Origin of the sequence: Enterococcus sp. DIV0682 (assembly GCF_051712685.1) — a bacterium.
Taxonomy (GTDB): domain Bacteria; phylum Bacillota; class Bacilli; order Lactobacillales; family Enterococcaceae; genus Enterococcus; species Enterococcus faecalis.
On sequence record NZ_JBIOPK010000002.1, the window covers coordinates 21,214 to 45,064 of the forward strand.

General features: G+C 34.6%; 33 protein-coding genes. 32 read left to right on the forward strand and 1 reads right to left on the reverse strand.

Features of this window, described 5'->3' with window-relative positions; translation table 11 throughout:
- Nucleotides 1-2: 2 nt before the first annotated feature.
- The 6 genes from IGK96_RS13820 to IGK96_RS13845 all read left to right on the forward strand — a co-directional run bounded on the left by IGK96_RS13820 (nt 3) and on the right by IGK96_RS13845 (nt 3,572).
- Nucleotides 3-641, forward strand: coding sequence for a SpaA isopeptide-forming pilin-related protein (locus IGK96_RS13820; protein WP_010728977.1), 639 nt, complete (start codon nt 3-5; stop codon nt 639-641).
- 73 nt (nt 642-714) lie between these two features.
- Entirely contained in the window at nt 715-1,281 is a 567-nt protein-coding gene (locus IGK96_RS13825; protein WP_113844433.1) for a WxL domain-containing protein, read from the forward strand.
- A 238-nt stretch (nt 1,282-1,519) separates the two neighbouring features.
- Nucleotides 1,520-1,702, forward strand: coding sequence for a DNA mismatch repair protein MutH (locus IGK96_RS13830; RefSeq protein ID WP_240185641.1), 183 nt, complete (start codon nt 1,520-1,522; stop codon nt 1,700-1,702).
- A 22-nt stretch (nt 1,703-1,724) separates the two neighbouring features.
- Nucleotides 1,725-1,931, forward strand: a complete 207-nt coding sequence (locus IGK96_RS13835; protein ID WP_010728980.1) for a hypothetical protein — start codon at nt 1,725-1,727, stop codon at nt 1,929-1,931.
- A complete protein-coding gene (locus IGK96_RS13840; RefSeq protein ID WP_342082309.1) occupies nt 1,928-2,941 on the forward strand; it encodes a DUF916 and DUF3324 domain-containing protein in 1,014 nt (337 codons plus the stop codon). Before IGK96_RS13835 ends, IGK96_RS13840 begins: the two co-directional genes overlap by 4 nt.
- Before the next feature lie 430 nt (nt 2,942-3,371).
- Nucleotides 3,372-3,572 carry a hypothetical protein gene (locus IGK96_RS13845; RefSeq protein ID WP_010709164.1) on the forward strand — a complete coding sequence of 67 codons (201 nt, stop codon included), beginning with the start codon at nt 3,372-3,374 and terminating at the stop codon, nt 3,570-3,572.
- A 133-nt stretch (nt 3,573-3,705) separates the two neighbouring features.
- Here the strand turns inward: IGK96_RS13845 and IGK96_RS13850 are convergent, their stop codons facing one another.
- A complete protein-coding gene (locus tag IGK96_RS13850) occupies nt 3,706-3,834 on the reverse strand; it encodes a preprotein translocase subunit YajC (RefSeq protein WP_240186078.1) in 129 nt (42 codons plus the stop codon).
- Between the two features lie 276 nt (nt 3,835-4,110).
- On the opposite strand from IGK96_RS13850, the gene IGK96_RS13855 reads away from it, so the two are divergent.
- The 26 genes from IGK96_RS13855 (at nt 4,111) to IGK96_RS13980 (ending at nt 23,848) form a co-directional block, all read left to right on the forward strand.
- Nucleotides 4,111-5,283, forward strand: a complete 1,173-nt coding sequence (locus IGK96_RS13855) for an IS256-like element IS256 family transposase (RefSeq protein ID WP_000195429.1) — start codon at nt 4,111-4,113, stop codon at nt 5,281-5,283.
- Between the two features lie 145 nt (nt 5,284-5,428).
- On the forward strand, nt 5,429-5,644 hold the full coding sequence (locus IGK96_RS13860) for a class II bacteriocin (RefSeq protein WP_057086846.1): 216 nt from the start codon (nt 5,429-5,431) through the stop codon (nt 5,642-5,644).
- A gap of 16 nt (nt 5,645-5,660) precedes the next feature.
- Nucleotides 5,661-5,945, forward strand: coding sequence for a bacteriocin immunity protein (locus IGK96_RS13865; RefSeq protein WP_263716727.1), 285 nt, complete (start codon nt 5,661-5,663; stop codon nt 5,943-5,945).
- A gap of 24 nt (nt 5,946-5,969) precedes the next feature.
- The gene (locus tag IGK96_RS13870; protein ID WP_113844389.1) at nt 5,970-6,242 is read left to right on the forward strand and encodes a bacteriocin immunity protein; all 273 of its coding nucleotides are present in this window, start codon (nt 5,970-5,972) and stop codon (nt 6,240-6,242) included.
- A gap of 461 nt (nt 6,243-6,703) precedes the next feature.
- Nucleotides 6,704-7,222, forward strand: coding sequence for a hypothetical protein (locus tag IGK96_RS13875; protein WP_113844388.1), 519 nt, complete (start codon nt 6,704-6,706; stop codon nt 7,220-7,222).
- Entirely contained in the window at nt 7,170-7,379 is a 210-nt protein-coding gene (locus IGK96_RS13880) for an excinuclease ABC subunit C (protein ID WP_113844387.1), read from the forward strand. The genes IGK96_RS13875 and IGK96_RS13880 overlap by 53 nt, the downstream gene beginning before the upstream one ends.
- Nucleotides 7,380-7,465: 86 nt before the next feature.
- Entirely contained in the window at nt 7,466-7,552 is an 87-nt protein-coding gene (locus IGK96_RS13885; protein WP_107196942.1) for a type I toxin-antitoxin system Fst family toxin, read from the forward strand.
- Between the two features lie 250 nt (nt 7,553-7,802).
- On the forward strand, nt 7,803-8,093 hold the full coding sequence (locus IGK96_RS13890) for a hypothetical protein (RefSeq protein ID WP_010709172.1): 291 nt from the start codon (nt 7,803-7,805) through the stop codon (nt 8,091-8,093).
- Nucleotides 8,094-8,414: 321 nt separating this feature from the next.
- Nucleotides 8,415-9,233, forward strand: a complete 819-nt coding sequence (locus IGK96_RS13895) for a ParA family protein (RefSeq protein WP_016622437.1) — start codon at nt 8,415-8,417, stop codon at nt 9,231-9,233.
- Nucleotides 9,230-9,703 (forward strand): hypothetical protein, encoded by a 474-nt coding sequence (locus IGK96_RS13900; RefSeq protein ID WP_016622438.1) that lies wholly within the window; start codon nt 9,230-9,232, stop codon nt 9,701-9,703. The genes IGK96_RS13895 and IGK96_RS13900 overlap by 4 nt, the downstream gene beginning before the upstream one ends.
- A gap of 360 nt (nt 9,704-10,063) precedes the next feature.
- On the forward strand, nt 10,064-11,074 hold the full coding sequence (locus tag IGK96_RS13905; protein ID WP_113844386.1) for a replication initiator protein A: 1,011 nt from the start codon (nt 10,064-10,066) through the stop codon (nt 11,072-11,074).
- A gap of 124 nt (nt 11,075-11,198) precedes the next feature.
- On the forward strand, nt 11,199-12,377 hold the full coding sequence (locus IGK96_RS13910; RefSeq protein WP_000997695.1) for an IS256-like element ISEf1 family transposase: 1,179 nt from the start codon (nt 11,199-11,201) through the stop codon (nt 12,375-12,377).
- Nucleotides 12,378-12,699: 322 nt separating this feature from the next.
- Nucleotides 12,700-13,152: a hypothetical protein gene (locus IGK96_RS13915; protein WP_438756333.1), complete on the forward strand. Its 453-nt coding sequence runs from the start codon at nt 12,700-12,702 to the stop codon at nt 13,150-13,152.
- A 154-nt stretch (nt 13,153-13,306) separates the two neighbouring features.
- A complete protein-coding gene (locus IGK96_RS13920) occupies nt 13,307-13,633 on the forward strand; it encodes a hypothetical protein (RefSeq protein WP_101732215.1) in 327 nt (108 codons plus the stop codon).
- A gap of 14 nt (nt 13,634-13,647) precedes the next feature.
- Nucleotides 13,648-14,010: a hypothetical protein gene (locus IGK96_RS13925; RefSeq protein ID WP_438756335.1), complete on the forward strand. Its 363-nt coding sequence runs from the start codon at nt 13,648-13,650 to the stop codon at nt 14,008-14,010.
- A 104-nt stretch (nt 14,011-14,114) separates the two neighbouring features.
- Nucleotides 14,115-15,593, forward strand: a complete 1,479-nt coding sequence (locus IGK96_RS13930; protein WP_438756337.1) for a glucosaminidase domain-containing protein — start codon at nt 14,115-14,117, stop codon at nt 15,591-15,593.
- A gap of 99 nt (nt 15,594-15,692) precedes the next feature.
- A complete protein-coding gene (locus IGK96_RS13935) occupies nt 15,693-15,974 on the forward strand; it encodes a hypothetical protein (protein WP_431449831.1) in 282 nt (93 codons plus the stop codon).
- Nucleotides 15,964-16,824, forward strand: coding sequence for a hypothetical protein (locus IGK96_RS13940; RefSeq protein WP_438756339.1), 861 nt, complete (start codon nt 15,964-15,966; stop codon nt 16,822-16,824). Before IGK96_RS13935 ends, IGK96_RS13940 begins: the two co-directional genes overlap by 11 nt.
- A gap of 773 nt (nt 16,825-17,597) precedes the next feature.
- On the forward strand, nt 17,598-18,485 hold the full coding sequence (locus IGK96_RS13945) for a hypothetical protein (protein WP_438756341.1): 888 nt from the start codon (nt 17,598-17,600) through the stop codon (nt 18,483-18,485).
- Nucleotides 18,486-18,500: 15 nt separating this feature from the next.
- Entirely contained in the window at nt 18,501-18,734 is a 234-nt protein-coding gene (locus IGK96_RS13950; RefSeq protein WP_014862488.1) for a hypothetical protein, read from the forward strand.
- On the forward strand, nt 18,734-18,952 hold the full coding sequence (locus IGK96_RS13955; RefSeq protein ID WP_070363838.1) for a hypothetical protein: 219 nt from the start codon (nt 18,734-18,736) through the stop codon (nt 18,950-18,952). Before IGK96_RS13950 ends, IGK96_RS13955 begins: the two co-directional genes overlap by 1 nt.
- A gap of 43 nt (nt 18,953-18,995) precedes the next feature.
- On the forward strand, nt 18,996-20,063 hold the full coding sequence (locus IGK96_RS13960) for a response regulator (protein WP_353968090.1): 1,068 nt from the start codon (nt 18,996-18,998) through the stop codon (nt 20,061-20,063).
- Nucleotides 20,050-21,672: a hypothetical protein gene (locus IGK96_RS13965; protein ID WP_438756344.1), complete on the forward strand. Its 1,623-nt coding sequence runs from the start codon at nt 20,050-20,052 to the stop codon at nt 21,670-21,672. The genes IGK96_RS13960 and IGK96_RS13965 overlap by 14 nt, the downstream gene beginning before the upstream one ends.
- Before the next feature lies 1 nt (nt 21,673).
- Complete coding sequence (locus IGK96_RS13970; protein WP_438756346.1) at nt 21,674-22,471, forward strand: hypothetical protein; 798 nt, start codon at nt 21,674-21,676, stop codon at nt 22,469-22,471.
- A 71-nt stretch (nt 22,472-22,542) separates the two neighbouring features.
- On the forward strand, nt 22,543-22,737 hold the full coding sequence (locus IGK96_RS13975; RefSeq protein ID WP_014862493.1) for a hypothetical protein: 195 nt from the start codon (nt 22,543-22,545) through the stop codon (nt 22,735-22,737).
- On the forward strand, nt 22,730-23,848 hold the full coding sequence (locus IGK96_RS13980; protein WP_438756348.1) for an ArdC-like ssDNA-binding domain-containing protein: 1,119 nt from the start codon (nt 22,730-22,732) through the stop codon (nt 23,846-23,848). The genes IGK96_RS13975 and IGK96_RS13980 overlap by 8 nt, the downstream gene beginning before the upstream one ends.
- The last annotated feature ends 3 nt before the right edge of the window (nt 23,849-23,851 follow it).

The following is a 23,851-nucleotide window of genomic DNA, read 5'->3' on the forward strand; positions in this document are numbered from 1 at the left end:
CGATGAAAAAAATCTATCAATGGTTGTTAATGGGTGGCTTAATGGTTTTGACTTTTTGTTTAGGCATTACTACTTATGCAGAGTCTAAAACGAGTCAAGCTGGAATTACCTTTACTGGTGATGGTTCAATTGAAGTCTCTGTAATCTTGCAAAAAAAGGATAAAGAAACAAAAGAAGTATTATCAGATGCAACGTTTGAACTACGAGATGAAAAAGGAACAGTAGTAGAAGTAGCTCAATCGATGACGACAGATGGAAAAGGAGAAATACACCTTACCCGATTGTTCCCAGGAAAATATATGTTTGTGGAAACAAAAAGCCCAAAGGGATATCAACTAGATCAAACCCCAATCTCATTTGAAGTGGGATTTGATCAAACTTCTGTAAAGGTTACCGCTTATAATGAAAAAAGTAAAAAAACAGGTGGCACAACGCAATCAACAACGCCTGTAGAGAGTACGAACAAAAATCAAAGTACAAGCAGTAAAAAGCCTGTAGCTCAAAAACAAGAAGTCGCTAAGAAAGCAAAAGGAAACCTTCCGAAAACAGGGACCAAAATGTCATCTGTTTGGATAATTCTAGGTATCCTTATTTTGGCAAGTGCTATTTATGGAATGTATCGGAAATATATAACAAAGTAGCTAAACAAGTGGAATAAACAAAATTTGAATTTTGTTTATATAAATAATTTTTTAAGAAAGAAGGAGAAAATTTATGAAATCAATGAAATTAACTAGTGCATTAACAGTGGCTATGATTGCAGGAGGGATTGGATTCTCTTCAATTTCTGCAGATGCAGTAGCGCCACAACAAACTACGGGAAAAGTAACATTTACAGCAGGAGATTTAACGTTGGATAAAGTGCCAAGTTTTAATTTTGGTACACAACAAATTACCACACAAGATCAAGACTATGATGCACAAGCACAAAGTGAAGTTCAGGTGACAGATTTGCGTGGTTCATCAGCTGGATGGACACTAACAGTTAGAGCTGGGAAGTTGAAAGCTGGAGTAAAAGAATTAACAGGGGCTCAAGTTAGTCTAGCTAGTGGAGTAGTAGCTAATTCAAGTAATGAAACAGTCACAGCTTCAGATACGACTTTGACACCAGAACAGTCAGTGAAAGTGATGAATGCAGCAGCTGGAAACGGAAATGGAGTAACGACTGGGACTTGGCAAACAACAGGCGTGAAATTACACGTTCCAGGAACTTCAACAAAATCAGCAGAACAATATACTGCAGATTTAACTTGGACATTAACGGATGCGCCAGCACCATAAATAATATAAAAAAAAGGGGAAGCAAATCGCTTCCCTTTTTTCAAAGAAGAATGGGTGTATTTACAGTGAGAAGAAAGTAAATGGAGTAAAGAGATATGTATGAAACACGATGTATAAATGATGAAAAAATTCTTCAGGACAAGAACAAAATTAAAGCGACACGAATAGAATTATTACGTTTGATGCATTAGATGATGAATGGCATAGAGATGAAACCAGTGAATTATATAAGAAAATTATGGTGTGTAGTGAAAAATTACGACGATTAACTTCTGATAAGCGAAAAATTCGTAGAATGAGCCAAGAAGAATATATGCGTTTACGAGTATTAGGGTATACTCTTCAAGAGATTGCGGATTATTATGGTGTTTCTGTACCGTATTTAAATAAATGGCGTCAGAACAAAGGGATAATCGTATAACTAATGAAAGAAGGGATGAACTGTGAGAAAAAGATGGCAACAAGTACAATCAATTATTCTTTCCTATCTTGCAACAATTATAGGATTACCTGTAATCTATTCTTTGGACCAACAACTGCCTATATTTAGTGGTTTTACAGATACTTGGTGGCAAACAATTGTTTATACATTACTCATGATTTTAGTAGTTGGACTAATTAAAATGATTAGAAAGGATGAAAGAGTATGAAACAAATAGCAGTATACATAGGAGCAGGAATCATTTCGCTACTCAGTTTAATAGGTTTTTCCCTTACGGGGGTAGCGGCAGAAAATCAAGCAGATTTTTCAGTGAATGCAGAACAATCAGTGTATCAAGTGGATAAAAGCAAAACATATTTTGATTTGTCGTTACCTGTGAATGAATCTGTCCCTTTGGTTATACATGTAACAAACAATTCGGAGGAAGCAATTGAAGTGGCAGGAGAATTGAGTCCAGCAACCACCAATATTAATGGTGTAGTGGAATATGGCAAGACTCAAAATCAACTTACTTCGAGTGTCCCTTTTGATATTACAAAAGTTGCTTCTTTTGAAAAAGAAAAGCAGACAATTGCCCCTAAACAGACGGTAGATTTTGTAGTAAATGTTTCTGTTCCGACTAAAGATTATGCAGGGATTGTGGCGGGAGGAATTACTCTTCGGGATGTTACAGAAGAAAAGACTTCAAGTGAAACAAAAGGGATGTTTAAAAATAAATTTGCCTATGCTATTGCGTTACTTGTCCATGGAGATAAAACACCTGTAGAAAATGCCGTTACGTTAAAAGAAGTAACCCCTACACAGGTAAATAGTCGGAATGTAGTTAGTGCAGCAATTGAAAATAAAACGGCAAACTATATTAATAAAGTATCGATTGAAGCAAGTGTAACAGATACTAGTGGAAAAGAAGTGTTAAATGAAAAGAAAGAAGACATGCAAATAGCGCCTAGTAGTCTGTTTCAGTTTCCCATTTATTATGAAAAACAAGAGATGAAGGCAGGGAAGTATACGTTAACAATGACTGTAAGATCAGAAAAGCAAGAATGGCAATTAAAAAAATCATTTACAATTACAGAAGAAAAAGCTACTGCATTGAATAAAACAGATGTTTCAGAGAAAGAAGAAAGCAGAAACGTTCAGTGGTTAGTACTTGGTTTAGTAGGAGTTATTTTCTTACTGTTGATTATTCTTATAGTTGTATTGAAAAAGAAGAAATAATGAGGGATTTAAAATTAGCAAAAAAATTGGTAAAATGAACTAAGGTAATGATCGCACCCTCAATATAATAGTGTCATGAATTTAAACCTCGATTTTTTTGCGGTTGTTACCTTTTTATTTTGGGATGGAAAATTTCTAAATGTTTTCTTTATTTCTTTTTGTTATTTCGCCAGTGATAAACTCCTGTTAAGATAGTGGCTATATAAAAAAGGCAGATACTTAAGAAGAGTATATTCATGATTTCCTCCTAGTTAAATAAAAGTCATGAATAATTGTACCAAGATTTTTTAGGGAAGTTAAGATTGAAATAGGAAAGTAAATACGATAAAATTTTTATAGACTGTTACGTTGAAATTGTTCTTCAGAGACTATTTCTTCCAAACCACCTACTAGATAGGTGGTTTTAATTATTATTTTCGGAGGTTGTGTTTTGGCCAAAAAAAGTAAGGATTTAATAGATATCGGATCATTTGTGCATTGTCAATCTGTTATGGGACAAACGCTCAAAGGAAAAGTTGAAGTGATAAATCAATATACAGTGATCGTTTTTGATGGAGAATTTCGTCATGTGGTCACGAAAAAACAGTTGAAAGAATTAGGCTATTCTTTGCCAAATAAAAGAAAAAAATAAGCAGAGAGGGATTCCTTTCTGCTTATTTTTTCGTTCGTATAGATTGTTGATCGAAGTCGAAAAGTGCGCCTTCACAGTCAAGAGTTACCTTCTTTTTATCTGAAGATATTTCAGAAATTACTCCATATAACCCTCAAATAGTCACAACAGCGTCTCCTGGTTGTAAATTGTTTAAAAAATCTTGTCGTTCTTTTTGTTGCTTTTTTTGTGTACGAAACAGATAAAAATACATAGCAACAATGACTAGCAGCATGATAAGCATCGGTTTCATTTCTCCTTGTTAATTTGAAAAATTTATATATAGACATCAAGGTTATTTTATAAAAAGAAAGTATTGATGGCAATATTTGTTTCGAATGAAATGGTACAATAATCAGGTAAAAAACAATTGAAATTGATAAATACCAACTTACAAAAATGTTAGAGAAATTCTTTTGGATAAAGTCCGTATAATTGTGTAAAAGTAAAAAGGCCATATAACAGTCCTTTTACGGTACAATGTTTTTAACGACAAAAACATACCCAGGAGGACTTTTACATGACCCAAGTACATTTTACACTGAAAAGCGAAGAGATTCAAAGCATTATTGAATATTCTGTAAAGGATGACGTTTCTAAAAATATTTTAACAACGGTATTTAATCAACTAATGGAAAATCAACGAACAGAATATATTCAAGCAAAAGAATATGAACGAACAGAAAACCGACAAAGTCAACGAAATGGCTATTATGAGCGCAGCTTTACGACACGTGTAGGCACGCTAGAATTAAAAGTACCCAGAACACGTGATGGCCATTTTTCACCCACAGTGTTTGAACGTTATCAACGAAACGAAAAAGCCCTCATGGCTTCAATGTTGGAAATGTATGTATCAGGCGTTTCAACTCGTAAAGTATCAAAAATTGTGGAAGAACTTTGTGGTAAATCCGTCTCTAAGTCCTTCGTTTCTAGCTTAACAGAACAGCTAGAACCTATGGTTAACGAGTGGCAGAATCGTTTATTATCAGAAAAAAATTATCCTTACTTAATGACCGATGTACTCTATATAAAAGTACGAGAAGAAAATCGAGTACTCTCAAAAAGCTGTCATATAGCGATTGGAATAACCAAAGATGGCGACCGTGAAATTATCGGCTTCATGATTCAAAGTGGCGAAAGCGAAGAGACCTGGACAACATTTTTTGAATACCTAAAAGAACGCGGTTTACAAGGTACGGAACTCGTTATTTCTGATGCGCACAAAGGATTAGTCTCTGCCATTAGAAAATCCTTCACCAACGTAAGTTGGCAAAGATGCCAAGTTCACTTCCTAAGAAATATCTTTACCACCATTCCTAAAAAAAATTCAAAATCTTTCAGAGAAGCTGTTAAAGGAATTTTTAAGTTCACAGATATTAACTTAGCGCGTGAGGCTAAAAATCGATTGATTCATGATTATATCGATCAACCAAAATATTCAAAAGCTTGCGCATCATTGGATGATGGATTCGAAGACGCCTTTCAATATACCGTACAAGGAAATTCCCACAATCGACTAAAGAGTACCAATCTAATTGAACGACTGAATCAAGAAGTACGCAGAAGAGAAAAGATTATTCGCATCTTCCCCAATCAAACATCAGCCAATCGCTTAATTGGAGCCGTTCTTATGGACCTACATGATGAATGGATTTATTCTTCAAGAAAATACATCAATTTTGATAAGTAGAAATGGTAAAAACATTGTATAGCATTTTACACAGGAGTCTGGACTTGACTTTCTTTTGTTTTAACATTTACAAAACTATACCAATAGTTCTATAATTTCTATATAGAAGACGTTTTCTAATTTTTATTTTTCGAGGTGAACATTCATGAAAAAGAAATTAGTTAAAGGCTTAGTTATTTGTGGCATGATTGGGATTGGTTTTACAGCATTAGGAACAAATGTAGAAGCTGCTACGTATTACGGAAATGGTTTATATTGTAATAAGCAAAAATGTTGGGTAGACTGGAATAAAGCTTCAAGGGAAATTGGAAAAATTATTGTTAATGGTTGGGTACAACATGGCCCTTGGGCTCCTAGATAGGAAGGATTAGTTTAAAATGGATAAACAACAAGAATTACTAGAGTTACTTAGTAAAGCGTATAATGATCCTAAAATAAATGAATATGAGGGGTTAAAAGATAAGTTATTTGAATGTGCCAAAAGATTGACAACTAATGAAACAAATATCGGTGAAGTCTGTTATAAATTAAGTACAATTAATAGTGAGTATTTAGCAAGACATCATTTTGAAATGCCTAAATCAATTATTGAATTGCAAAAATTTGTGACTAAAGAGGGCCAAAAATATAGAGGCTGGGCGTCTATCGGTATTTGGAGTTAAACAATCGTTTTTTTAGGAGAGTTTATGGACATCAAGAAAAAAGAAGTGTTGGAAAAGATTATTCAATTAACAAATAATGCATTAGCGAATCCACAGATTTCTTCAGATAAAAACTTAAATGATCTTTTATTAAGAGTAAGAAAAGAAGCTTTATCAGGAGAAGTATTCTATGATTTAAAAAAAGAATTACAACCAACAATTAGTGGATTTACGTTAAGAAATAATTTTCAAACGCCTAGTGAACTGTTAGAATTATTAACTTTGATACAAACACCTAAAGGATGGTCAGGATTTTAATTAAGTATAAGCTAGCATGTATTACACAAAAACTCACTGTTGATTAGAGCAGTGAGTTTTTTAGTTGTTTTTTGACTAGAATCTTAAAATATAGATTGAATTTAACTATACGATTAATTTGAGAGAGCAATTCTAAGCCATTTTCACAAATATTGATTGGTAGTTATGCAATGAAGATGTTTTAACGTTCGCTTTTACATGATTAAATGGTGATCTACAGGTGGAAATAATAAAAAAATTTCTATTTAAATACGAATGATTTTTTATACCAGGAACATGGCCAAATCAGAAAAAGCGAATAATTAGTTTCAATTTGCTCAACTGGCCTTCGACGTTTTAGTTTGGTACCCCTCTCTTCGTTCAGTCCAACCAAATTAAAAGTTTTCAGGTATACAATAAATCTAGCACTTGATTATAAGAACGTTTGTTCGTATAATGTTCAAGTAAGGAGAGTGTTCAAAATGGTAAGAAGAACGAAAAAAGAGTTCAAACCATACAATGATTACGTCGATAGACCTTTTGAATTGAAGTGGCCAACAGCCTTTCCTTTAGGGGAATTACAAGCAGCAATCAAAGAGACGAATGATTATCATTCAAGAGAAATTGAACGTTTACCCCAGCAGTCACAGGCTCAAATAGAACACTTGCTAAGTCGCTCAATCAAACAGAATAAGGTTCTAGAAATTCAGCTTAATTCCTTAGATGAATATGAGCGTGTAAAACCTTCTATACGTGGTGTATTTCGTGGCATGGCTGAATTCGATGTCGTTCTCATTGGAGATCAGCAAATCGATTTTTACGATATTAGGCACATACAAATACATGATTTTTACAAATGGTCGGAAAACGAACCCGAAAAAACGATAGACAATCCTTTTTCAGAAATAAAATTTTCAGAGTTAACCGAAGAAGAAAACAACGCAATCGATGCTTTTATCAATGAATATTACAGTGACGGAGATTTTTATGAAGACATATGATTATCGAGGATCAGTAATCAAAGAAGGAAATAAAACAACTAGTATTGCTTATGTACAATGTGCGTGTGGCTGTTTGGCAAGTAGAATGTCAAGTGATTCTGATAAATACAAATGTTCCTGGTGTAAGCGGACGTACGCTCTTAGGTCAGTTAAATAAATTACTGAAGATTTAACTACTGTGTAGGTGGAGTTCAAAGTTATGCTATAATTATTGAGGCAACTGCCCCGTGAGGGGGTGTTTTCATGTTCGAGAAATTAATTTCGCTGGTTATCGCCCCACTTTTAGTGGGCCTTGTACTCTTACTTGTTGATCGATGGTTAGACGATTAGTAGATAACCAAAGCAGTTGCTTCTAATCCCAACGCTGAGTCGCAACAGCGCAAAAAAATCCCTCCTATTGCACTAGGAGGGATTTTTGGTGTTTCATGTTCGATTAATTTCGCTTCGCACCTATAGTATAACATATTATTTAAGGAGGTCAAACCAAAAAGAAGCTGGAATGTCCTTCCCTTATTGCTTAGAGTTTGATAAAATATTACTGCAAACGCATTAATAAAATGAGAAAGGAAAATTACCCACCATGCCTAGAAAAACCTTTGTGTATCCACACCCTATCAACACATACATTATCAAGCAACTAGGGATTACTGTTGAAGAATTTTGTGAATTACACGCTTTCTCTCAAGGAACTGTTTCTTCTTGGATTACTCGCAACAAAAAAATTGAAACTCTTCCTATCTCATTTATTTATTCTCTTTCTTTATCAGCCAGCAAGACTATGGATCAGGTCTATTCAGACCTTCTAAAACTGCAAGACGATTATTTGCTACACTTAGAACGTCACAGACGTACTAAAAAAATTATTGAATAACGATCCTTTTCAATAAATTAATTTCTTACTATTTTACTATTCTACTACAAAAAATAAAAACACAAGGAATGTTGTTCAAACATACTCTTGTGTTTTTATTTTTACACTTTTCCTTTTTTATATTTTTACAAAAATATCATTTGTTGTTTTGTAAATTTCGTACTGCTTTTACAATTAAACTTATAACTTATAAATATTTTACTAGTTGATTAAGTCTTATCACCCTTAACAAATTAATATTTTATAAGTTATAAGTTATTGACTTGTATTTTGTTATAACTTATAATATTTATACAGAATAATTTTAAGGAGACGATTGATATGACATCCACATATGTTGTAGGAAACTTTAAAGGTGGCGTAGGTAAAACTAAAATTGTAACTATGCTTGCATTTGACAACGCACTGATTAAAAATAAAAAGACTCTTGTACTTGATATGGACCCCCAAGGTAACGCTTCTCAAACCTTAGCTAGAACAGCAAATATCGAACATATCGATAAAACTATAACTGATGGTATTCAAGAAATGTCACTAAAAAACTGTATTACACCTATTATGGAAAATTTAGATTTAATTGCTTGTGATACTAGTTTTCGTTCCTTTACTAAATTTGTAATCAAAAGTTATGAATCAGAATTAGAACAAGTATCTGTTATAAAAAAATTGTTAGAGCCTATAAAAGAACAATATGATACTATTTTTATAGATGTTCCCCCTACTATCTCTGAATACTCTGATAATGCAATGGTAGCAGCTGATTATAGTATTATTGCTTTTCAAACTCAAGAAGAATCCTTTGAAGGTGTAAGAAAATATATAGGTTATCAAAATTTTATGGTTGATAGATACAACATTGATTTACAAGTTGTTGGAATTATTGCTTGTATGTTAAAACCTGATTCAACCATTGATAATAAAATCATGAATGAAGCAAAAGAAGAATATGATAGCGCTGTATTAGACACTGTGATTACCTACCAAGAAAGATTAAAAGGATATTCAACAGATGGAATTCACTTATTTGTACACAAAAATGGAAATTATGATCAATGGGATTTCAAAGCCCATTCTGTATTCATAAACCTCTTAAATGAAATTGAAGCTAGAACAGATTTTTTATTAGAAGGGATTGAATGATGTTGTCAAATGATAGAAAAACTTTTAATACTTCAGCGTATTCTACTCCTAAACAATTCAACAAATTAATTAAAGAACCAAAAAAAAGAGTTAAAATGGATGGAGAAATGAATTTTAGCAGCGACACATTATTAAATAGTGCTTTAAAAAAAAATATATCTCCTTCTCAAGCGCATTTACCAAATACGACAATTACACCTACAACAAAAAAAAGAGGACGTCCTAAAAAAATAACTGATTCTCGTTATAAAGTATGTCGACCTAAAATGATTTCTCCCGCATTAGAAAGTAAGCTAGAAACTTTAAAAGATTATGTGGAAGAATTTCAAGTTGAGACAGGTCGAATTACTTTTGAAAAGTATATAGACACTTTAGCCGAAGCATATATCAAAACAAAGTTAGGTGTTGCTAAAGAAGAACACTTGCGAGAAGAAATTGAAGAAGCTTTCGATAAATTAAATAATGAATAATTTTTCTACAAAAATAAAGTTATAAGTTATAAAAAAATAACCAAAAAATCTAAATAAGTTATAAGTTATAAATTAGGATTTTTTTATAACTTATAACTTATTTCTCTATATTCAACTATAATCCCCTATTATCAAGAAAAACGATAAAATAAAAAAGTAAAAAATTATAAGTTATAAGTTTATGTTTTCTTATAACTTATAATTTTTTACTTTTTAAGTTATAAGTTATGTCTATTTTCTTTACTTATAACTTATAACATAATAACTGGCTTCTGTTGTGCATTAAATATACTTATGGTATATCTATAATTGACCTAAAAAAATTTATTCAAATTTAATTCCAGAAAAGAGGATAGAACTATGAATGAGTTTCAATTCATTTCAGCTAATGAAACCTATAGAAATTTGTATTACCAACTGCCTAAAGTACTTTTTACATCAGAATTTTATAAAAGTATGTCTAACGATAGTAAAATAGCTTACGCAATGCTACAAGACCGATGTGAATATTCAATTCAAAATAATTGGATAGATCAAGATGGACATATTTATTTTATCTTTACCCGAAATGAACTGATGGAAATTTTAGGATGTAAAGAAAATAAAATTGCAAAAATAAAAAAAGAATTAAAAAGTAAAAATTTACTTTATGAAAAACGTATTCCTCCTAAAAAACTTCCTACTGGTGAATTCAAAAATTATCCGAATCGTTTGTATTTAGGGAAGCTTGAAGTTACTGCAACAGATGTTTATGCCCTCAATAAAGCTAGCCATACTAATGAGTTTCCCGAAAGTGGGAAAAACCAACCTTCGGATAAACACGATAAAGTCAGCGTTTTTTTCGAAAGTGGGAAAAACCAACGTCCAGAAGAATCCACTAATACCAGTACTTTTTTCGAAAGTGGGAAAAACCAACCCAATCTATATATAAATAATTTAGATACAATAGATACAATAGATACTAAAAAAGAGGAGCTGCAACAACAATTATTACTCGATCAGTTTCCAGAAGTTCAAGAGAACACCTTTCTTAACAAAGATAGCTTAAAATTTATTGGTGCGTTCTCTAATACTATTCAAGAAGCCCATGAACAAGTAGGGACCATAATTCGAGCTAAAACTAAAGCTGAAAAAGACTATAACGTTGTTTTGATTGGGGAAGATTATCAAGAAGAAATTGACCAATGTTTGCGAAGAGTGACGCATAAAATTAAAACCGATTCTACTGTTACAAGTCCTAAAGGGCTATTTTATAAGTCTTTTTACAATTTATTCGTTGAATGTGCAATTGAGAAAAAGAACCTGTTAAATCAAAATAAAATTGAAAATAGACCACAAATAGCTACACACAATTGGGTTGAAAAACAATAAAAAACTCAGCAAATTCCGAGAGTGTAAAATATTTTGTGTAAATGAAAAAATCCATACAAAAAAGGAAGTCGCTTCTGTAGAATAAAGTTAACGACAACCAATTCACAGAAAAGAGGACTTCCCTATGAATGATTTTACTACAGAAATTGTGCAAACTCTAGTCACTAAAGGCGATTTAAATGAATTATTCCGTTCGCACTTAGAAAAAGCGATAAACACACTCCTACGGACTGAATTAACGGCTTTTTTAGATTACGAAAAATATGATCGCACTGGTTTTAATTCAGGTAATTCGAGAAACGGTTCTTACTTTCGATCAATCAAAACCGAATATGGTGAATTAACATTGGAAATACCTAGAGATCGTAATGGTGAGTTTAAACAACAAACTTTACCAGCCTACAAAAGAACAAACGATACATTGGAAACCACTATTATCCATTTATTCGAAAAAGGTGTTACGATGTCTGAAATTGCTGATTTGATCGAAAAAATGTACGGTCATCACTATACTCCACAAACCATGTCCAACATGACTAAAGTTCTGACTGAAGAAGTAAATGCCTTTAAATCCAGAGCCTTAAATGATAAGTATGTCGCTATTTTTATGGACGCTACTTACATTCCACTAAAACGTCAAACCGTATCCAAAGAAGCGATTTATATTGCCATTGGTATACGAGAAGACGGCACTAAAGAAGTACTGAGTTATGCGATTGCTCCAACTGAATCAACATACGTTTGGAATGAGCTGCTACAGGATATTAACTCCAGAGGAGTTCAAGAAGTCTTGCTTTTTATTACGGACGGCTTAAAAGGCATGAAAGATACTATCCATCAAATTTATCCTAAAGCAAAATATCAGCATTGTTGTATCCATGTATCTCGTAATATCGCTCATAAAGTACGTGTCAAAGACCGAAAAGAAATCTGTGATGACTTTAAGGCTGTTTATCAAGCTAACTCAAAAGAAGAAGCGAATACCTTCTTATCCGGCATGATTGAGAAATGGAAGAAAAACTATCCTAAAGTGACGCAGTCACTCATAGAAAACCAAGACTTATTAACTTTTTATGATTTTCCACCTAGCATTCGTAGAACCATTTACTCAACCAATCTAATCGAGTCTTTCAATAAGCAAATTAAAAGATACAGCCGTAGAAAAGAGCAGTTTCAAAATGAAGAATCACTAGAACGCTTTCTAGTCAGCATTTTTGATACATACAATCAAAAATTTCTAAACAGAAGCCATAAAGGTTTTCAACAGGTAACCGATACATTAGTTTCAATGTTTACTGAGTAACTAATTATTTTGCAGGAGGACAATTTATTTACACAAAATTATTGACGCTCCCTTCAGTTGTTTTATGATTTTTCCATCTATTTTAATTATTCTTACTTTTTTATATGTTCAAAAATATGTTCTTTTAAGTGATATATTTAATTTTTATGAGGATTTGAAGGGAAGTATACAGGTGCTAGATTCAAATATTGTGGATGTTGAAAAAAGAATCTTTAGAAATGAAAAAGAGTTAAAAGAAACAGGCGATTTACTTCAATAATTTTGGTTTCTACTAGGAAATGTTGCCTATTTTTATGGTATTGCTTTATTTGTGACGGGTTGTTTGTATGCTAAACAAGAGATCAAGTGGAAAGATACGATTCAACAGAGATTGGAAGAAAAACATTATCTGTTATCAGAAAAGGTAAATGAGAAGTTTAGACCAATTATAGAGATTGAAGATCGGCAAAAAAAGAAGGATATTCCTTTTAGTGTTACTTTTATTTTTAATGGAGCGGACGGTTCAAAAAGGGAAAAATTCCCAGGACTTTATTTAAAAGGTACCCTTAAAGGTACGGAAGTAAAAAATATTCAAATTACTAATGAGAACTATCTAAATAAACCAAAACAATTTAAAAAACTTGCAGACAATGCTATTGATTTGTATCAAGTGGACTTTTTGTATTCAGGAGAGTTAAGCGGAATAACAACCAATAATCAAAAAGTACGTGTAAACCAAGATGGAACAGAGTTGTTTGTGGATGATAAGAAAATAGAAGGAGACGCACACAAATGAGTAGCATTTTCTTTGCATGTGGCTTATTTGTTGGTTTTTTCTTAGGCGTATGCTTAAGTTATCTAGCTTTACATGTTGAGTAACATAGTATTTTTTGACAGTGAAGTTCACTGTTTTTACTTATAATGATTGAGAAAATTTTAGGAGGAACTTTATGGGAAGTATTTTTAAAGCTGAAGGAAAAGCTTTGGCAGTGAGAGAAACAGATGTAAAACTTTATTATGATGAAAATAATTATCTTTTTCGGATTTCACTTTTACCGAATAAAGTGTTGGAATTTCAGAAGAACGGCTTGTTGAAGCCAGATCAGTTGAGGGCATATACCCAGATAATTTTGATACATTCAGGCAAGTGTTTGCCGATACCGATTGTACAAGGAAGCCATGGTGTTTGGAAAGATTTGTTTGGATTTGACGTACCAAAATCATCCAAAATAAAGAAACGAAAATTAAACAAGTGGCACCTGAAAGTAAAAAATTAGAAGGAGAAGGTATCATGGCGTATCAATGCAATCAGTTTTATCTATTTGATTATAACTCATTATGGACGGAACCTTATTGGCCAGATTTGTATGTACCCACAGACAAAAATCAAAGAGAGTATTCTTTAGTTTTGTGTTTTAAAACAAATAAAGGATACATTATAGGAGAATTTGCCGATCCTGAAGAATTACTACTTAACCAAGTTAAAGATCAAGCAATGGAAGTTTATTCCTTTGACGTCTTGATACCTATCAAGGAGAATCACCCTTTTGCATTTTACTTTAAACCTACTTTTTCAAAACAGACACTGGTAAACTTTTTTAAGAAAGTCCCGCAGTTAACCGAGTATATAACACAAATAAACGACTTGCTTTAAACAGAATTTTGAAAAAATTTTATAATGTGTTAAAAAAGTTTTCACAAACAGATGTATATACTTCTGTTTGGTAAGAAAAAAATGAAATAAATGGAGGAAAAGTCATGAAGAAAACAAGTAAATTATTGTCTGCATTATTAGTTGTTAGCCAAGTATTTGGCTATACACCAGCAGTTTTTGCAAATGAAGAACCTACGTCGCCAACGCTTTCTTCAGAATCTGCGACGATTCAAGAAGGAAGTACTGGAGAACAAACAGAAGAAACCGTTGATTCTACTCCAGAAACAACGCCAGAAGCACCACCAACAGATTCTTCCACGGAAGAACCACCAACTACACCTGAGCAACCAGTGGAACCAGAAACACCTACGGTGCCAGATTCAAGCAAACCAGAAACCACACCCGTAGAACCAGAACAAAAACCAGAAGAAAATCAGCCTGTGGAAGAGTCTAAGCCAACGGATTCAACACCGACACAAACACCACAAAAGCCAACAGAAAAGCCGACGAACCAACAAAATGAGTCCACTCAATCAAGTGTTTCTACTAATACAGAAACAAGCACTACAAATCAAGGAATAGCAGCAACTGTTGTAGACGAAGTCAAAGAATACCACCAAGCCCCATCAGCCCCTATTCAAGAGTTAGTGCCAGAAAGTACGCTTTCTTCTGATGGGACGGTTCATTTTGAACGAAATGAAAGTGTGGAACAGTTTATTCAAAAGATTGGGGAAGCAGCTAGAAAAGTGGGGCAAGAAAATGATTTGTATGCTTCCGTTATGATTGCACAAGCAATTTTAGAATCTGCTAGTGGTCAAAGTTTACTATCAAAAGCACCAAATTATAATTTGTTTGGCATTAAAGGCACACATAACGGAAAAGGGGTCTCTTTTGCGACACAAGAGGATTTAGGCAATGGAACACTTTATACTACCCAAGCAACCTTTAGACAATATCAGAGCTACGAGGAGAGCCTAAAAGATTATGCGAAACTGTTAAAAGAAGGCTTGGCAGGGAACGCTTCTTTTTATGAAGGTGTCTGGAAAAGTAAAGCGAAAACCTATCAAGAAGCTACTCAGTATTTGACAGGACGTTATGCGACAGATAGTCAGTACAACCAGAAATTAAACGGCTTAATTGAAACCTACGACTTAACTATGTATGATCATCCGAAAGCAACAGTAGAAATGACAGGATCTGATTTTCCAGCGTATAACGGGGAAAACTATGATACGGCAAACAGCTATGCGTGGGGAAATTGTACGCAATATGTCTATAATCGAATCACGCAATTAGGCAAACACATTGACTTAACCATGGGAAATGGAAAAGACTGGGGTGTGACAGGCCAAGCCCGAGGTTATGAAGTGAGTCGCACACCACAAGCTGGAACAGCTGTTTCCTTTCCTGCAGGCGTGTTGGGTGCAGACCCAGTTTATGGTCATGTCGCATTTGTAGAAAAAGTGAATCAAGACGGTTCTATTTACATTTCAGAAATGAATGTACAAGGCTTAAACGTCGTATCTACTCGTACAATTGCAGCAACTCAAACAAGTATGTTGAGTTATATCATGCCGAAATAAAGAAACAGAGAAAAGCAGACAATGTGTCTGCTTTTCTTTTGTTTATACGAGAAAGGATTTTGAAAATAAGAAGAAAAGTAGAAGGGAGAAAATCAAACAATGAACAATTTTTTATTGTTAATGCTACTACCGATATCAACGGCAGTATCATTGGTATCAATTAGATTCATGGAGGAAAAATATAGAGAACGTCGACGTTTATTGACTGACAAACAAAAAGCAATTCAAGAGTCGTTGGACTTTTTAAAGCAGGTCAACGATGAAATACAACGACTTCAACTAGAAAATGAAGAATTACGTTCACAAAATCGTGCGTTGCGACAAGCAAACAGTCACTCTGTAGAATTTATGATGGAAGAAGGTTTAACAAATGAAAAATGATGCTAAAAAAATGTTCAACGAGTTAAAACGTGAAATGAAAGAAACCAAAAATAAGTGTGTAGCAACCCTAACAAGTTCTGCATTTTATCGTGTTCAATGGATGAATCTTATTTATTTTATCAAACACTTTGCGAAGATAGTCTGTCTGTTGTATTTTTGGAATTTTAGTCTAATTTATTTTGAATTAGATAAAATTTGTGGAATATCTAAACAGCAGCTGGTTGCTGCTGTAGCCACTACGTTAAGTAGTTTTTTACTTATTTTATTTCTTATCCATTTCGTAGGTTTGATGGTAGACATGTCTAAATCATACTATAAAAGAGAGCGATTATGTCATTTAGTAAAAATATTTACCAATTATTGTTGTGTATGGTTTGTCTATTTAATTTGGCAAAAACAAATTCCGAATATCCAAACGTTGGATGATATTCCAATAGAATTCATTTTTACATTTCTTTCCCATTTAGTAACGTTTCTTTTAAGTACTCTTGCGATTCACCTTTTTTGGAAAAGAGCGAGAAACCATTTAGCTGTTATTACAGATTATAGAGAAAAAAGAGACGCTGCTTCTATTCCTAAACGTATTCAAGATCAAGTTATTTTATTTGATTACGCTGGGCAGATTTTTGTTCCAGTTGGTTTTAAAATAGTTGAACATGAGAACGATATCCAACCTGCCTATATAGAAGGACAATCTTCTCATATTCATATAGGAAAATATCTAAAAGAAACATTTGTTACTGTGAAATTGAAGTGGTCAATTATCGAACCGAAAAGTTTATCTGTGCAAGAATGTGTGCTTGAAACTGATTCATCAGTCACTTTAGAAGAATCTAGTGAACGAGGATAAAAAGTAAAGAGACAGTTAAAAAGTGGAAAGCTAATAGTTTCTAAAACAAGAAGCTTCTGAGTAAAGGAAATAAAAAAAGAGAAGCAATCACAACTGATTGCTTCAACAGCGGTTTAGAAAACATTATCTAATTTTTTTGAGGTATATGTTATTTATATAGCATATTCTTCAAAAAAATTCAATAAAAAATACCAGTCTTTTAGACTGGCAGTCGTAAATTCAATGCGTCGAATTTACTCAGGATTTGCACTATGTTTGAGTTACTCGCTTCTTTATTTTATATCACAGCCAAAGAACTTTTTCAATAAAAAATAAAAAGGCTCGACAAAATATGCGAAGCCTTTCAAGATAGATTGTGATGGAGTGTTTAATACACCTTTTATTATAATGCAAATGAAAAGGATGTCAATTTTATGATAAAAACAGTCAATCGACCACTGATTGACTGTTTTTGGAAAATATTGTTGGTAGACTATTGATCCAGAAAGAAACGCCCGTTAGTATCCGCTAACGGACGCTTGAGTGTGACAAAGAACAGAAAATAACACTGTTCTTTGTTTTTTTATACCACAAATGCTGTCTTTTTTTCAAGAAAAAAAGAATGTCCAGTACCGCAACTACTGGACACCAAAGGAGTATTTTTTGTTTTGTGACTTAGTCACAGGGATTATTAAAGGAGTATTGTCCTTCTATTTATTATATAACATAAAGCAATTTTTGAAGCAAGTAGTTTTTACTTGCTTTTTTTGTTGCTTTGAAGGGAGGTGAGAGGAATGGTTGGAGAAGAACAAACCTTGCATCACTTGTTGTGTACGGTATTAACCAATACGTATGAAGACGCAACGCCTTATTTGGATTTTACTGTTTCCATTGTTCCAAAGGAATTAAAAAGTAGGCAGGCCCAATATGTGCCGAATGATCGGAAAATTGAACTGTTTACCCTTACTCAGTCTCCTGAAGCTACGGTATTAACGCTGTTACGAGAATTGACACGTCATGTGTTGTTCATGGATGAAGGAGAACTGAAACAAAAAGACGCGTTTTATGAACGTTTCTTTTTGTTGGTAAGTACGGCTATGGCGATGGATTTGTTGACAGAAGACACACTGCTTATCCATGCAGTGAAAGAATATGATCAACTAGTGGAACGATTTGGTGAGGTTTCTTCGTGGGAGTTGCCCAATCAAACGACAAACAATGGTTTTACCGTCCATGTAACGAATAGTTACGAGGCACGAATGCTATTAAAAAATCGAAGTTACCGCTACTTTACGTTAGGTAAAGCTTGGGAAAAGGAATTTTCAACAAAGCAAGAAGCGGAACAAGAAGCAGCCTTTCTAAAGCAACAGTTTCCAATGAGTCAAATAAGTGTTTTGCGACCCGTTGAAGCACTTTTGTGTATGCATTACTATATCGGCGTTTCAGGAGGGTTTCATTGCAAACAAGCCCTTTACCAAGCAGGCTATATCTGGCAAGGCTATGGTCGAAAAAGAGAATGGGTGAAAAAAATTCCTGTAGGTCAATATAACGAGGAATTAGCATTTTTACATGAGTTGCGTTTGATTGGCCAACGCTTTACCCCGACATTTGGAAGTGAACGTCAGGAAAAGAAACAACAAGCGAAGCAATTAAAACGAAATAAACGAAAAGTAAGTTATTAGGAGGCACTTAAACAAATGAAAATTACACAAACCGAATTAAACAATCGGCGAAAATTAGCAAAAGCAATCATGGCAGCAAAAAAAGAAGATCATGATACGTGGTTGGGAGAGTTGTATCAACAATATATCTCCACGAACCAAGACACGTTGACAGAAGCGTTAGCGATGATGACCAAACAAACACAAGCGGAAAAAACGCAAGGGTCTTTTTATTCTAATCATAAAAATCATGGAGGAGGACAAGCTTAATGGAACGAATTCAAACAGTTTTAACTTTTCTTATTGGTGGTTTTTCAGGTCTTGTGGGTTCTTGGGCAACGTTACAGATTTTAATGGCGGCTTGGAATATTATGCGTAAAAATCAACGCAAAGTAGAAGAAGCCAAAGAACATATAGAACACATTGTATTAGGAATTTGTATTGCTGTAGCGGGAGCAGCGATTGTTTCTTGGCTAATGAGCGCGTAACGGAGGGAAGTTTATGTATGTTCAGATAACAGGAGGGAGGAAGGTGAAGACACTTCTCCCTTCTAAAAGAAAACGATTAACGGTGAAAGAAGCCAACTTGCTTTTGCAAAAGTTAGAAACGTTTGCGGAAGATACTGGAAAAAAAGATACGATCCGATTAACCATTATGGAAGACAAAGACATTCTTTTTCGGGATGACTGTGTAGTAGGAGAAGGTCATTCACGCAACCTTCTTTTGGTTGTCCAACATACATTTAACACGTTACACAAACGGACAGATTCTGCCGAATGCCAAGAGCTGTTAGCCAGTATCCAGCAAGCATTAGAAGCGCCAGATACTTTAGAAGAACCAAAAAAACGAGAGAAAAAACAAAAGGAAAAAAGGAATCGTACGCCCTCAGTGAACGCATCGAAGCGTTCTTTTTCTTTGCCAACCTTTTCAGTAAGAAGTACCCAAGGAATAATCCTAGGGGTACTTCTTCTCGTTTTTCTTGGAATAGGTGGTTTTTGGGTAAGTTCTTTTTCAAAGCAAGACGTACAAAGCAAGCCAACCTATGAACAATTGTTAAAAGAAGAAAAATATGCGGAAGCAGCTGTTGCCTTTCCTGATAAACGGGAAGCCATTGAACAATATTTAGTGGAACAACAAGCGTTTCAGGAGTTGAAAACATTTAATGCGCAATTTCCCACTGATGAGGGAACCTTTGATTTGGCTTTCTACCAAAAAGAATGGAAAAAGGTCATTCAAACTGAAGGGTCAGAATTAAATACGGATCGAAAAGTAATGTTGGCCTATGCGTATATTCAACTGGATCAATTAGAAGAAGCAGAAATCTTGAATAAAACCTTAAAAAGTACCCAATTAGCCACAGAATTAAAAAAAGCTTGGACAAAAAAAGCCATTCGAGCGATTCGAAAAGAATCATTTTCAGAAGCTGAATCAATCAATAAGCGCTTGAAAAGTGAAGAAATAAAGGAATTGATCGAGACGGGAAAAACATGTCAAGAAATGATCGCTCTTTATCGGGAAAAGAAAGATTCAGAAAATGAAAAACTGTGGAAACAACGTTTAACACAATTAGGAGAGGAGCTTTATTATGAAAATGAATAAGCCAATTTTTGACAAGGAGTTATTAAAAAACAAGAAATTATTAGGTATTGTAGCCGCTGTGACGGTTTGTACGGGAACGGTCGGTTATGCGACTTACCAAGCATTTACCCCACCAAAGCAGCAAGCAACTGAAAAATTTTCTGGAGAGAAAGAAAAAGAAACTGATTCTTGGATCATTCCTGAAGATCGTCGAAAAAAATCAAGTGTTACGACTAAGAAAAGTCAAGCAAAGAAAGCGAACACAGACGTTTCAACGGATGTTTTTGAACGGTTTGGCTTGGTAGAAACAGCGAAAGATTCAGACAATAAAGGAACAACGAAGTCCTCCTTATCGCCGAAAGAGCTGGTCGCTGTTGCACAATCAATCAAAGACAAGGAAGCAACAAAACAGCCGACAATTCTTGACCAAGTATTGCAACAACCAGCAATTTTTAAACCAGAAAAATCTCCGCAAAAACCAGTAACGGATAATACACCAACAAAACCAAGCGAAGAAATGGACAAACCAGTTGTTCCATTGCCGCCTGTTCAACCAGAAACACCGCAAGAACCAACGCCACAACCTGATCCACAGCCACCTGTAGCGATTGTGGATTATCAAGTATTGGCACGCTTAGTTGAAAATGCGGAAGGCTTACCAGCTTCTGCTTATATGACAGCTTCTTATCAAGCGATGCAAAACCAACTGAAGGTAGCGAAAACTATGTTAGAAGAACGTCAAGCAACGCAAGCTCAAGTGAATGCACAAGTAGAAGCCTTACAAGCAGCCATTGATCAATTGGTACTACGAGGAAATTTTTCTGATTTAGAGCAGTTGGTCGCACAAGTGAAGCTCATTCAACGAGAAAACTATACGACAGAAAGTGCCCAACGCTTAGATCAAGCGTATGAACAAGCAACAGCGTTGATCCAAGAAGGCGAAGCGACACAAGAACGTATTGATGAAGCGTTAAATCAGTTGAATCAAGCGATTATGCATTTAGTAGAACGTGGAGAAAAAGCAGCGCTTCAAGCGATTGTTGAGCAAGCCAAAGGCATTGATCGCGCGTTGTATACAGCTGAAAGTTTACAAGTATTAGACGAAGCGGTAGGTCAAGCGCAACAAGTCTTGCAATTTGTGGATGCTACACAAGCCCAAGTGGACGAAAGTGTTCAATTGGTTCAAGCAGCGTTAGCTCAATTACAAACGATTGGGGAACCAGATTATAGTCTATTACAATTGACGCGTTTGATTGAAGTTTGCGAACAAATGGATTTAACCGAGTATACGGAACAATCCGTAGCGGTATTTACAGCTGAATTGGCTAGAGCGAAAGCCTTTGTTTCTAGTGGTGAAGTAACAGAAGAAGCAGCACAAGCACAATTAGCAGCGTTACAACAAGCCAAAGAGCAATTGGTAAGAAAAGCAGATAAGACCGTCTTAACACAGCTGATTCAAGAAGTTGCTCAGTTAGAAGCCTCAAACTATACATCGGATAGTTGGGCAACATTGGCTCAAGCGTTGCAAACAGCCAATCAAGTAATGGCAGATCCACAAGCAACACAAGAACAAGTCAATGACGCAGTAAGTGCATTACAACATGCGAAAGCAGCATTAGTGGAGGTTTAATATGAAGTATTGGTATCAACAATATGTAGTGGAACGCGTATTTAATATGGTTGTAAATGTATGTATCTTTTTTGCTTTAGCTGATGTGGGAATGGAAGGTTGGCATAGTATGAATGCCATGACTATTTCTTTTGGGCAAGAAACATTTGGAGTAGGGAGGTATATTCGTTTAATATATGCTGTTTTGGTTTGTGTTTATTTGCTCAGTCATTTCATAAAAGAACAAGGAAGCCTGTTAAAACTTTTGACACCTATTACAAATGTGTTTATTTCGTGGGCTTTAATAGGAATAGTTGGTGGACTTTCAGAATCAGTGTGGCACAAGCTGTTACCGATATCTTCACTACTTATTATTTGTTGTTTGTGGCAACAAGTAATTAAACTCCATGATGAAGAGTTGGCTCAAAAACTTATAACATCATATCGTTCTACAGAAGAAAAGACGTATTTTCAGTTGGTAAGAGAAAAACGTGAGTATACGTTATCGAAGGACAAAGGAAGTTTAACGGAACAAGAAAACCTTGTACCTAGAAAAATAGAGCTTGCCTTCAAAGTAAAGTATTTTCCGTCATTCTTGCCATTTTTAGTGGAAAGAACACTGTCAAAAGAGAAAGAAGTTCCTTTCTTATGGTTAGGTATTTTCTATCTGGTTCTAGGAGTGTCTTTTTGTGTGGCACAAGTAGTAAATGTCTTTGAGTTATCTATTTTTAACATACTCTTGCATGCAAGTTTAGGAATTTTTTATTGCTTAACTCTGTGTGAGCACAATCTATACTTGTATAAAAGATCAAAAAAATGACTAGAAAGAGTCCTTGCTTATTTGCAGGGACTCTTTTTTGTATTTAAAAATAACGTTTTTAGGAGGAACACATGAATAAAAAGAAATTGGTTCGAATCACAAAGGTGGAGCCTAATCGGCTATACGCGAAAGATTTAGAAACAAAAGAAGAATTAATGTTGGAAGTAGACGAAGTGATTGCGGAAGATTTCCAACAAATACTAAAAGAAAAACATCAATTTGGCGAAGGGGTCTTTATGACTAGAGAGGAGTTTCTAAATGGCTAAGTGGCAAAAACGGACAAAAGAAGAAATTGAACAAGAAGTCCAACAAATGACTGAAAAAAGCTTGACCTACATTCAAAACCATACCAAAACAATTGAAGATCAATTAGAGTTATTGCGGTTTATGGATCGTTTCTATGAGTATTCTTTTCGGAATCAAGCATTGATTCAGGCGCAATTTGAAGGTGCTCAGGCAGTAGGAAGCTTTGCCTTTTTCAAAAAAATGGGCTTCTCTGTTCAACGAGGGGAAAAAGGGATTCGTATTTTAAAACCCAATATTTTTGAATACATTAAGGGAGAAAATGGGCAATGTATCCCTTTATCAAAAGCCACCAAAGAACAAAAAGAAAAAATTCAAACAGGAGAATTAACGAAACATAGTATTTATTCGTTTTCGCCAACAACTGTATTTGATATTACGCAAACCAATGCGAAACCTGAGGATTATCCTAAGTTGTTTCCTAATAAACGGTTTGCTTTTTCAACAGAAAAAACAACCGATTTAGCTGCTTTAAAACAATCATTACACCATGTTTCAGAAAAAATGCAGGTACCTATTCGTACGCCGCAAACGTCTCGGCTGGGTTTTCGGGAGTTGGGTTTGGCTAAAGGCGTTTTTGCGACAAGTATAGACGGTAAACAAAAAGAAATTGTACTCAATCCAAGAAACACGCCAACAGAAGAAGTGGCTACTTTGATACATGAATTGGCCCATGCGCAATTACATGATCGTACGCGACAAAATGAGCCGAATTCGTACTGGTCCACCAAACAAGTAACGGCGCAAACGACCAATATCAAGGAATTACAAGCAGAAATGGTGTCTTATGTTGTTTCAAATCATTATGGGATAGATACGAAAGAACATGCGATTCCTTACATTGCTAACTGGACGAAAAATGGCCAAATGTTTTATGAAGAAAACGCAGAAGAACAAGTGGCTATTTTAGGAGATATTCAAAAAACATGTAAACAATTTATACAAGAAATTGATCAACAGTACGAAAAAAGCTTAGCCAAGACCAATGAACAAGAAAAAACACAGACCCCCTCTAGTACACGAAAAGAACATGCACCGGCTGCTAAAAAGAGGACGCAAGGTCTTGGTCGTTAAGGA